The 7,085-nt window shown below is 37.7% G+C and carries 8 protein-coding genes; 3 read left to right on the top strand and 5 right to left on the bottom strand.

Annotation, left to right across the window (positions count from 1 at the left end):
• A partial coding sequence (locus tag BUB66_RS03820; RefSeq protein ID WP_073254878.1) for an RNA-guided endonuclease TnpB family protein occupies nucleotides 1-368 on the top strand: 368 nt, incomplete at its 5' end.
• A 122-nt stretch (nucleotides 369-490) separates the two neighbouring features.
• On the opposite strand, the gene BUB66_RS03815 is transcribed toward BUB66_RS03820, so the two are convergent.
• The 5 genes from BUB66_RS03815 to BUB66_RS03795 all read right to left on the bottom strand — a co-directional run bounded on the left by BUB66_RS03815 (nucleotide 491) and on the right by BUB66_RS03795 (nucleotide 5,025).
• A complete protein-coding gene (locus tag BUB66_RS03815) occupies nucleotides 491-1,573 on the bottom strand; it encodes an ABC transporter ATP-binding protein (protein ID WP_244269740.1) in 1,083 nt (360 codons plus the stop codon).
• Nucleotides 1,542-2,363: an ABC transporter permease gene (locus BUB66_RS03810; RefSeq protein WP_073254872.1), complete on the bottom strand. Its 822-nt coding sequence runs from the start codon at nucleotides 2,361-2,363 to the stop codon at nucleotides 1,542-1,544. The genes BUB66_RS03815 and BUB66_RS03810 overlap by 32 nt, the downstream gene beginning before the upstream one ends.
• Nucleotides 2,348-3,283 (bottom strand): ABC transporter permease, encoded by a 936-nt coding sequence (locus BUB66_RS03805; RefSeq protein ID WP_084098707.1) that lies wholly within the window; start codon nucleotides 3,281-3,283, stop codon nucleotides 2,348-2,350. Before BUB66_RS03805 ends, BUB66_RS03810 begins: the two co-directional genes overlap by 16 nt.
• Nucleotides 3,284-3,287: 4 nt before the next feature.
• Nucleotides 3,288-4,406, bottom strand: a complete 1,119-nt coding sequence (locus tag BUB66_RS03800; protein ID WP_073254868.1) for an extracellular solute-binding protein — start codon at nucleotides 4,404-4,406, stop codon at nucleotides 3,288-3,290.
• Nucleotides 4,407-4,734: 328 nt separating this feature from the next.
• Nucleotides 4,735-5,025, bottom strand: a complete 291-nt coding sequence (locus BUB66_RS03795; protein ID WP_084098704.1) for a hemerythrin domain-containing protein — start codon at nucleotides 5,023-5,025, stop codon at nucleotides 4,735-4,737.
• Nucleotides 5,026-5,289: 264 nt separating this feature from the next.
• Here BUB66_RS03795 and BUB66_RS03790 point away from each other — a divergent pair, with 264 nt between their 5' ends.
• Both BUB66_RS03790 and BUB66_RS03785 read left to right on the top strand, forming a co-directional pair.
• On the top strand, nucleotides 5,290-5,841 hold the full coding sequence (locus tag BUB66_RS03790) for a flavodoxin family protein (RefSeq protein WP_073254865.1): 552 nt from the start codon (nucleotides 5,290-5,292) through the stop codon (nucleotides 5,839-5,841).
• Nucleotides 5,842-5,849: 8 nt separating this feature from the next.
• Nucleotides 5,850-7,037, top strand: coding sequence for an FprA family A-type flavoprotein (locus BUB66_RS03785; RefSeq protein WP_073254862.1), 1,188 nt, complete (start codon nucleotides 5,850-5,852; stop codon nucleotides 7,035-7,037).
• Nucleotides 7,038-7,085: the final 48 nt, after the last annotated feature.

Genomic DNA, 7,085 nt, shown 5'->3' with positions numbered 1-7,085 from the left:
ACCACTGCATCTCAAAGCGCATAGTTGAAATAGCGAAGGAAGAGGGCAAAGCCATCGCGCTTGAGAACCTGCTGGGTATCCGCGAGCGGACCAAAGGATCAAAGAAGTTCAACCGGATGATGTCCGGGTGGAACTTTAAGGAGCTGGCCTCGTTCATCGAATACAAGGCAGCCCTTGCCGGAGTGCCTGTAATCTACGTCGATCCCAAGGAGACCTCCAAGACTTGTCCGAAGTGCGGGAATGTTTCCCGGTATAACCGGAAGATCCAAGGCTGGTTTAAATGCGTAAAGTGTGGATACCAGTCTGATGCGGACAGGGTGGGGGCAATAAACATAGCCGCGAAAGCGCTCGATGCTCTCGGGGCATGACCCCGGGAGAAAGGGGAGCGTGACACCCCTTAAGGCCAAGGTGATGATCCGGGTAGACCGGGGAATGCTGGCTAACCTGCGGCTTAAAGCCGCCGTCCCACGTTGGGATGCCCCCTAATTCATTAGGGGGAGGATGTCACTTTTGGAACTCCTACAGTATCCAATAAACGCAAAGCATATTTAGGTATAAGTACAAATATATTTTCTCCTTCTTTCCAGTTTTCTGCAGAAGTACCTGAACTATCAGCTACAATAACTAAGCCGTCACTTATTCCAATCCATAATCTTGTAACAGCACCAAGAAAAACCTTCGTTTGGATTATACCAGGTATTTTATTGAATAAAAACTCATCACCATTGTCTTTTTTGCTAACCTTAATATCTTCTGGTCGAATTATAGCAATAATTTCTTCCCCTAATTTTTGCGACAGATCAAACATGGTTTCTATTTCGTGTTCTCCAATTAGTATACTATTTTTTGAGACTATAATCCCTTTAAAAATATTTGAAGTACCTACAAAACTAGCTACAAAAGGTGTAGCGGGAGCGGAGTATACGTGGAATGGTGTGTCAATTTGCTCTATATTGCCATGATTCATTATTACTATTCTATCGGAAACAGCTAAAGCCTCTTCTTGGTCGTGAGTTACAAGAATAGTTGTAATTCCTAAAACTTGATGTATTCGTCGCAATTCCCACCTTAAATGCTGTCTTACTGCAGCATCTAAGGCAGAAAGAGGCTCATCCAGCAAGAGAACTCTGGGATGTGGTGCTATCGCTCGTGCCAGAGCTACCCTCTGCTGCTGTCCGCCAGATAATTGATGTGGAAATCTAATGGCCAAATCTTTTAATCTTATCATTTCAAGAAGTTCATTTACTCGTGCATGCACTTTTTTCTCATCCATCTTCATAGCTCTTAATCCAAAAGCAATATTATCAAATACATTCATGTTTGGAAAAAGAGCATAAGACTGGAATACCAACCCTATGTTTCGATATCTTGAAGGAACATAAGTAATATCATGTCCCTCAAGAAATAATTGACCCGAATCTGGCTGTTCAAGCCCTGCAATTATCCTCAAAAGTGTTGTTTTTCCACATCCACTAGGTCCTAAAATTGTAATCCATTCTCCTTTTTTTACTTCAAGACTTACATTATTTACAGCTACAACATTACGAAAACTTTTTCTTATCTCTTTTAACACCAGATACAATTGGAATCCCTCCCAATTCTCCTTTTGATAACAGTAAAGAAGACAAAATATACACAAAAACAAAATTAATAACTGCTAAAACACTACCGATTTTCCCATCAATGCGAGAAACCTTAAAAGTCCATACAGGTATGGTTATCCAATTGGTGCCCACCAATAGATTTGCAAATACAAACTCACCAAAAACTAAACTTGCAACCAGCAAACTTCCATTTTGTAATCCCGTCAAAATATTGGGAAACAAAATTTTTTGCATAATGGTTATCCAGTCAGCTCCTAGAGTAAGCGCAGCTTCTATAAGCTGTTTAGCATTTGTCGCTTGTAAAGCGTTGTCAATAGTCCTGTACGTAAATGGCAATACCAATGTTGTTACGGCTAAAATTAGCAATAATGGTGTGCCATAGATTGGTATTGGCAGAGGTGCAAAAACTTGAATAATACCAAGTGCGAGTAAAACTGGAGGTATTGCATAAGGAAAAATCGAAAAAAGTTCTAAAAATGAGCGAAATTGAGGTAATTTTAATTCTACTGCCAAAGCGGCTGGTAAAATCAAAATTACACTTAAAAAAATAACTGATACTGACAATATGGAAGAATGGAGTAAAGAAAGCCAAAAATCTGGATTAGTAATTACTTTTTCAAAGGTTTCTATGGAAAAACCTTCAGGTAAAATAGTTGTATCCCATTTAGTAGAAAATGCGAATATTACAGAGGACAAAATAGGCAGTAGAATGTATAATAAAATTAGGATCAAAAAGATTTTTCCTATAATCTTAACCACGTGCGTACCCTCCCTTGTACTTTCAAATACACAAGCACCGTAATAGATAAAATTATAACCATAATTATAGCTGTAGCGCTTGCTTCTCCAGGTTCATATCCTACATTTCCTGCAGTTGCCAGACTGACTTGTATAGGTAAAAGATTAATACGGGCTCCCATAAGTGCAAATGCTGTAGCATATGCTCCAAAACTGTTAGCAAAAAGAATAGCAGAACTTCCAAGAATAGCAGGGGTAATAATAGGAATACCCACATTTTTCCAAAAGAAAAATGGAGTTGCTCCCATTGTCATCGAAACTTCTATCCACTCTTTTTTAATAGCATTAATTGCCGGTAAAAGCAGCAATATCATTAATGGGATTTGGAAATAGATATAGACAGCAATCAATCCCTTTAAACTATAAAGATTAAAAATATTAGTAAGATCTTTGCTTACATTTTTGAATAAAAGAGTAAATATACCCGAATATCCAAATAATATGATAAATGCAAAGGCCAAAGGTACACCTGCAAAGTTTGCAGCCACTCCAAAAAAAGTAATTACTAGGCGCTTTAAAATTGGATTCCTAATGAAAGTTACCGCAAAAGCAGCCGGAACACCTGAAATCGCTCCAATTGCTGTAGTGGTAAGAGATACAATAATGCTGTTTTTTAAGGCATCTAAATAAGTACTTGATGCAAGTGCTTTATAAAATTCAAAAGTCAATCCTTCTGGTTTTTTTAAACTTGTAATAAGAATAAAAGTGAGAGGCAGCAAAATAAAGAAAATTATAAAAAAAGAAAAAGGAATGATTGGAAGGTAATTAATTACTCCACCCAAAAAACTTCTTTTTTTCAACAATTTTGTCTGCACAATACTTCTTACAAAAGGTGATATACTGACATCACAGTTCTCCTGTAAACCTTTTCTTTTCATCATATAATCACCTTCCCATTAACTGGATTATTTTAGACCACTCCTCTGCTATTTTCTTGGCGCTCTTTTCAAAAGCATCCCAGTCAGTTATGGCTCTTGCGCTCTTATAAGCTGATTCGGGAAGCAATTTTGCTGCAACATCTGGTGGAAGATCAACTTTACGTATGGGTCTAGCATAACCTTTTGCAAGATTTATCTGCCCTTGATCGGAGAATACAAATTCCTGCCATAACTTTGCTGCATTAGGATGTGGCGCCCATTTATTAATTATGCTGACGTATGCGCCAATTACTGTTCCGTCCTCTGGTATAATTACCTCTAATGGAATTTTATCTTTTAAACGGTCTCTTTGTGCCAGTGTAAGGAAATCCCAATTTATCACAATTGGAGCTTCTCCCTTTTCAATATTCGCTGCTGATGGTTCTACCGGGATTAAATTGCCACTTTCAGCTAATTTACGGAAAAAGTCAAGTCCGGGCTGCACATTAGTTTCATCTCCTCCCATTGCAAAATTCGCGGCAAATATTGCCCAGTTCGCATTAGCAGCCTGGCGAGGATCTCCAAAAGCTATTTTACCTTTGTATTCCGGTTTGAGAAGGTCCTTAAAAGTTCTAGGTATATTTGGTACTAAATTTTTATTTACAGCAATCGACATTGTGCCTGTGTACCATGCTACCCAATGACCATCTGGATGCTTAGCCCAATTAGGTATTTCATTCCAATAACTATTTTTATACGGCATTGTTACCCCTTCAGAAACCGCTATAGGAGCAAATTGAATTCCAATATCTCCGACATCAGCTTTAGGGTTATTTCTTTCTGCCTTGAATTTTTGAATTTCTTCAGCAGACGACATATCTGTATCATGGTGAACAAGATTATATTTTCTAGTAAATTGTTCCCATGATTCTTTCCAATTAGCCCAATCATCGGGCAAACCATAGCTTACTATTTCTTTTTCATTTTTAACTGCCTCTTCCATCTGTTTTATCATTTCGGGTGTTGTTATGGAAACAGACTCCAAATTCGCATTTATAGGAGTAGACGGCTTGCATCCATTCAATAGTAATAGTGATAAAAATACTACAAGGAAACTCCCACATTTAGTTACATGAATTTTTTTCATAGAAGCCCCTCCTCGTTAAATTAGTTTTTAAAGGTTTATGTCTATAGTATAAATTTTGTATGTTAACTATGAATTAAATATATGTTAGCGATGAATTAAATAAAGGTTAAAACAAAGTAAAATATTTTTATCTTACTTGTCTTTCGTAACCTTTCATCAAATCTGCCGCCGCTATAGGTCCCTGCTGTCGTCTGTCGCGTGTAATTTTATATTTTAATCTTCGGCTTTCTATGTAGTTTATTAGGTTTGGGAATTGCTGCGTGTATTAGATGTATGTTTTTGGTGGGGCAGAGTGCATTCGAATGTGGGGAAAAAAACTATAAAAAAACTATATTAAAGGATAAAGGTATTTTTCTTCTCGCTCTATTCTCTGCCGTAATGCGGTGTTAATTTTTGAAAAATCTTCTATAAATTTTTCGGGGTTTTCCTTTATATTTTTGGCTTGCATGTATTCTGATTTGAAATTCGCGAATTTTTGCGAAAGGTCGCCCGTTTCATTCGTAAATTCGAGGGCTTTTTTCCTTATTTCGGGGTTATAATGGCTTAATAAAACCGGATAGAAATATTTATCTTCCGAATTTAGATGTAGGGAAAGCAGCCCGGAAAGCTTTCCGATCATTAAAGAGAGTTCAAACGCTTTTTTTCCGAAAAGTTTTTTACTAACCTATCAATTTCATCCAAAATTTTTGCAATTTCTTCATGCTGCCTCCTAAGAGATGAAATATTCATATTGGACACCACCTTTTAATAAAATTTAAAGCTTTGTATAATTTATATATAACAGGATGGATATCAATAGGAGTATGATATTTATCACAAATTTTCTATTTTTTTATATAAATAAAGTTTTATATTAAAAGGGTTTAAAAGGGGGAATGTTAGGATGAAAGTCATAGGGATTATAGGAAGTCCTAGGAAAGGCGGCAATACCGAAATCTTGGTGGAGAGAGTATTAAAAGGAGCGAGCGATAAGGGAGCTGAAGTTAAAACCTTCAAGTTGAATGAACTTAATATTAGAGGATGTCAGGGCTGCAATTACTGTAAGCAAAATGACGGGTGTATGCAGCAGGACGATATGCAAGAGATTTACAGGGAATTGGTTTCAGCAGATGCTGTAGTAATAGGTTCGCCGATATACATAAGCCATGTTACTGCCCAGACAAAGATTTTCCTTGACAGGCTTTATGCGTTTCTAGTAGTCGGGAAAGGTTCAAAGCTTCCAGTTGGAAAGAAATGCATCTTAGTGTATACCCAGGGAGGAGGAGATGACGGAAAGAAGGTAATGGAAGGAATAGCGTCGTTTTTAAAACGTGCCTTAGGTATGGACGTAAAAGCCATAATAGGCGGCAATAACCTCAATCCTTTGGGTGCAGTCAACGAAAGAGAGGATTTACTAAAGATGGCTTATGAAGCCGGTGAATTATTTGTAAGGTAAAAAAGGAGATGATGAAATTGAGACATGTTGAAGTGAAGAAAGGCATTTATTGGGTAGGGGCTATCGACTGGAATGTCAGAAACTTTCACGGCTATTCCACCCACAGGGGAACCACTTACAACTCTTATCTCGTCGTTGATAAGAAAATAGCCCTCATAGATACTGTAAAATCGCATTTTTTTGATGAGATGATATCGAGAATATCCAAAGTAATAGATCCCTCTAAGATAGACTACATAATTTGCAACCATCTGGAAATAGACCATTCGGGAAGCCTTCCAAGATTAATGAATGTAGCTAAAAACGCAAAAATAATAACATCTTTGAATGGTGAAAAGTTTTTAAAAGCTCACTTTGGAGCAAATGAAGAGTGGGACATTAAGGCGGTCAAATCGGGAGATATTTTGCAACTTGGGGAAAAATCTTTAGTATTTATTCATACACCTATGGTTCACTGGCCGGACAGCATGGTAAGCTACTTGCAAGATGATAAGATTTTGTTTTCTAACGATGCTTTTGGCCAACACTTAGCTTCTTATGAAAGGTTTGAGGATGAAATTCCCCTTGATGTTGTCCTTGAAGAAGCGGCTAAATATTACGCGAATATAGTGATGCCTTACGGAAACAACGTACAAAAGGCTATTGAAGCTTTATCCGGTCTTAATGTAGAAATTATTGCTCCAAGCCACGGAGTGATCTGGCGCTCGCATATTGAAAGGATAATTTCCGAGTACAAAAAGTGGTCTTCTAATATAACTGAAGATAAGGCTGCAATTGTGTACGATTCGATGTGGGGTTCTACGGAAAAAATAGCATACGCACTCTTTAAAGCTTTTGACAAGAGAAATATTCCTGTGAAAGTGTTTGACTTGAAGACGAATGATATTTCCGATATCATGACGTATATTCTCACTGCAAAATACATTTGCGTCGGATCGTCTACGCTCAATAACAATATGCTGCCTGCGGTAGCTGCCTTCCTGCAATATATGAAGGGACTTTCGCCCAAGAACCGTAAGGCTTTAGCTTTCGGTTCATACGGGTGGGGCGGGCAGAGCGTGACTCAGTTGGAGGAAGTACTGAAAAGCTGCGGCTTTGAAGTTCTTGAAAGCATACGTGTCCAGTTTGTACCCTCAGAATCAACGATTGAAGAAATCACGGAAAAAGTATATCAAAGTATAGGGAATAAGGGATAGAGCAAATACAAGATTTTATTGAAAAAACATAAAAGGCAAGGCACATAA

The organism is Caldanaerovirga acetigignens (assembly GCF_900142995.1).
GTDB lineage: Bacteria > Bacillota > Thermosediminibacteria > Thermosediminibacterales > Thermosediminibacteraceae > Fervidicola > Fervidicola acetigignens.
This window is presented reverse-complemented; position numbering and strand designations above follow the sequence as displayed.

Excerpts from the sequence above, each read along its gene's own strand:
- BUB66_RS03795 (WP_084098704.1), bottom strand. The coding sequence starts at position 5,025 with ATGATCGGAAAGCTTTCCGGGCTGCTTTCCCTACATCTAAATTCGGAA.
- BUB66_RS03800 (WP_073254868.1), bottom strand. The coding sequence starts at position 4,406 with ATGAAAAAAATTCATGTAACTAAATGTGGGAGTTTCCTTGTAGTATTT.
- BUB66_RS03785 (WP_073254862.1), top strand. The coding sequence starts at position 5,850 with ATGATGAAATTGAGACATGTTGAAGTGAAGAAAGGCATTTATTGGGTA.
- BUB66_RS03790 (WP_073254865.1), top strand. The coding sequence starts at position 5,290 with ATGAAAGTCATAGGGATTATAGGAAGTCCTAGGAAAGGCGGCAATACC.
- BUB66_RS03805 (WP_084098707.1), bottom strand. The coding sequence starts at position 3,283 with ATGATGAAAAGAAAAGGTTTACAGGAGAACTGTGATGTCAGTATATCA.